The organism is Marinospirillum sp. (assembly GCF_014859565.1).
Window position 1 is genome coordinate 1 of the sequence record NZ_JACUUA010000350.1, and the last position, 2664, is coordinate 2664.

Genomic DNA, 2664 nt, shown 5'->3' on the forward strand with positions numbered 1-2664 from the left:
CTTTTTTCAGCGAATGAAGTGGATATTGAGGTTGCCTGGTTCTCGCCACAAAGTGAATATCGCCCCACTGAATACCTGCAAGCCTGGGTTAACTTCTGGTTTGATGATGAGAAACGCCTTGAGGCTGCACGACAGATTCAATTGGCACGAATTGGCCAACTACAGAAGCACTGGATAAATAATCGCCAATTAAGAGAACAAGGTTTTGCCATAGAGGCTACTACTTTGCAGCCCTTGCTTGAGCAGCATCATGAAAAGGTAATAACTGCAGATACTGTCAATCAACTGCTGACTGAAGAGGCTCGCCTAACCAAGCACCTCTACAAACTGGCAGTTAATCAGTTGAGTTATGGCGATTTCAGCCGTGCTAAACGGGGTTCAGGAGCCGACCCCGCCAATCGTTTTCTGGATCATGGTAATTACCTGGCTTATGGCCTCGGTGCAACAGCAACCTGGGTTCTTGGTCTCCCGCATGGATTGGCGGTGCTGCACGGTAAAACCAGAAGAGGCGGCCTGGTGTTTGATGTGGCTGATTTGGTTAAAGATGCCTTGATATTACCCCAGGCCTTCCTGTCAGCGAGTCGAGGGGATGAAGAGCAAGAGTTTCGGCGCAACTGCATTGAGGCCCTGACTCGCGCAGAGGCACTGGATTTCATGATCGACACTCTTAAAGACATTGCCATGCAGTTGGGGAGTGCCAAGGCATGAATGTATTGCTGATTTCCCAGTGCAGCAAACGTGCTTTGACAGAAACACGCCGTATTCTGGATCAGTTTGCTGAACGGCGCGGGGATCGCACCTGGCAAACACCGATCACCTGGGACGGGTTGACGACCCTGAGAAAATTACTGAAAAAAACGGCGCGAAAAAATACCGCTGTTGCCTGCCATTGGATACGTGGAAAGGATCACAGTGAGCTTATGTGGATTGTGGGTAACGCCAGTGAGTTCAATACCGAAGGTGCTGTGCCGACAAATACCACCCAGCGGAATGTGCTGCGAAGCGAAGATGAAAATGATTGGCATAGGCTTGAGATCATCAAGCTGCTGGCTCAACTGGCTGGTCTGTTGCACGATCTGGGGAAAGCCAGTGTGGCTTTTCAGGAGCGATTGCATGGCAAGCGGATGGAAAGGAATCTATATCGCCATGAGTGGGTATCACTGCGATTGTTCCAAGCATTTGTGGGAGATGATGATGATGCGGGTTGGTTGAGTCGACTGGCTGATTTCGAGCAGGTGGATGAACAGCAGTGGCTTGCCATGTCTCGTTACCAGCGTGATGGGCTGGATGCAGATGACGGATATCCTTTCCAATCGCTTCCCCCCCTTGCCGCTGCATTGGGCTGGTTGGTATTAACGCACCACCGGTTGCCAGTTGTGCCGGTGATCGAGAATGGGCAGCAACAATGGCTTGGTCGGCGTTCTAAAAGTTTTGAGTGGAGCTGGCTTGAGCAGCCCCTGCATCAGATAGCTCATAACTGGAATGAAATATATCAGCCTGCCTCTGCGGAGCAGATAGAGCCTTACTGGCAAATGGCTGGCGCTTTACCCGTGATTGAATCCAAGTGGCGTGCACAGGCGTCACGATTTGCCCGACGTTTGCATGAGGTGCACGAAAAATCAGGCAGTGACTGGTTAAACAACCCTTATGTTATGCATCTGGCGCGATTGAGTCTAATGCTGGCTGATCACCATTATTCCAGTCTTTCATCTGGATCACCGGAACGAATTTCCGGGGATGGGCAGACTGGCTTGTATGCAAACACTTCCGCCGACGGCAGTCTTAAACAGCCTCTGGATGAACACCTGCTGGGTGTCTCTCATGCTGCTGGCAGTATTGCACGTGCCTTGCCGGGTTTTGAAAGGCACCTGCCTCGACTTGCGCGTCATCGTGCTTTGCGAAAACGCACCACAGACCAACGCTTTTCCTGGCAGAACAAGGCGTTTGATGCGGCGGTATCCATGCGTGAAGAGGCTGCTAGTAAGGGTGCCTTTATAGTCAATATGGCGTCAACCGGTTGCGGTAAAACACTGGCCAATGCCCGTATCCTATACGCCTTGTCCAACCCGCAGAAAGGCATGCGCGCAACCTATGCCTTGGGGTTGCGCACTCTGACGATGCAGACAGGTCGCAGCTATAGGCAGGATCTGCATCTGGATGACGATGAGCTGGCTGTACTGGTCGGTGGTTCTGCCAGTCGTGCCCTGTTCGAATTTTATCAGGCCAGAGCCGATGGGCTAGGCTCTGCATCCATTCAGTCACTGATGGAGGAGGATAGTCATGTGCTCTATGAAGGTAATACGGCCGACCATCCTCTGTTGTCACGTGCACTGGCCAATCCTGAGATCCGGAAATTGGTATCTGCTCCTCTCCTGGTTTGCACGGTGGATCATATGGTTCCGGCAACAGAGTCCTTACGTGCCGGGCGGCAGATTGCTCCCATGCTGCGTTTGATGAGTAGTGACCTGATTCTTGATGAGCTTGATGATTACGATCTGAATGATTTGCCTGCCCTGACTCGTCTGGTGTACTGGGCAGGATTGCTGGGTAGCCGGGTTATTCTGTCATCAGCCACTCTGCCTCCTGCATTGGTGGAGGGTATGTTCCTGTCTTACCAAGCTGGACGGGGCCATTATCAGCGTAATCGAGGCGAACATACTCTTG

At 51.8% G+C, this 2664-nt stretch carries 2 protein-coding genes; both read left to right on the top strand.

The genetic code is table 11. From position 1 onward, the window contains the following. The coding region (gene cas1f / locus IBX50_RS19470) for a type I-F CRISPR-associated endonuclease Cas1f (protein WP_292258057.1) at positions 1 to 708 on the top strand (708 nt) is incomplete at its 5' end. Further along, positions 705 to 2664, top strand: a 1960-nt coding sequence (gene cas3f, locus IBX50_RS19475; protein ID WP_292258058.1) for a type I-F CRISPR-associated helicase Cas3f, incomplete at its 3' end; no start/stop codon positions are given. The genes cas1f and cas3f, both read left to right, overlap by 4 nt.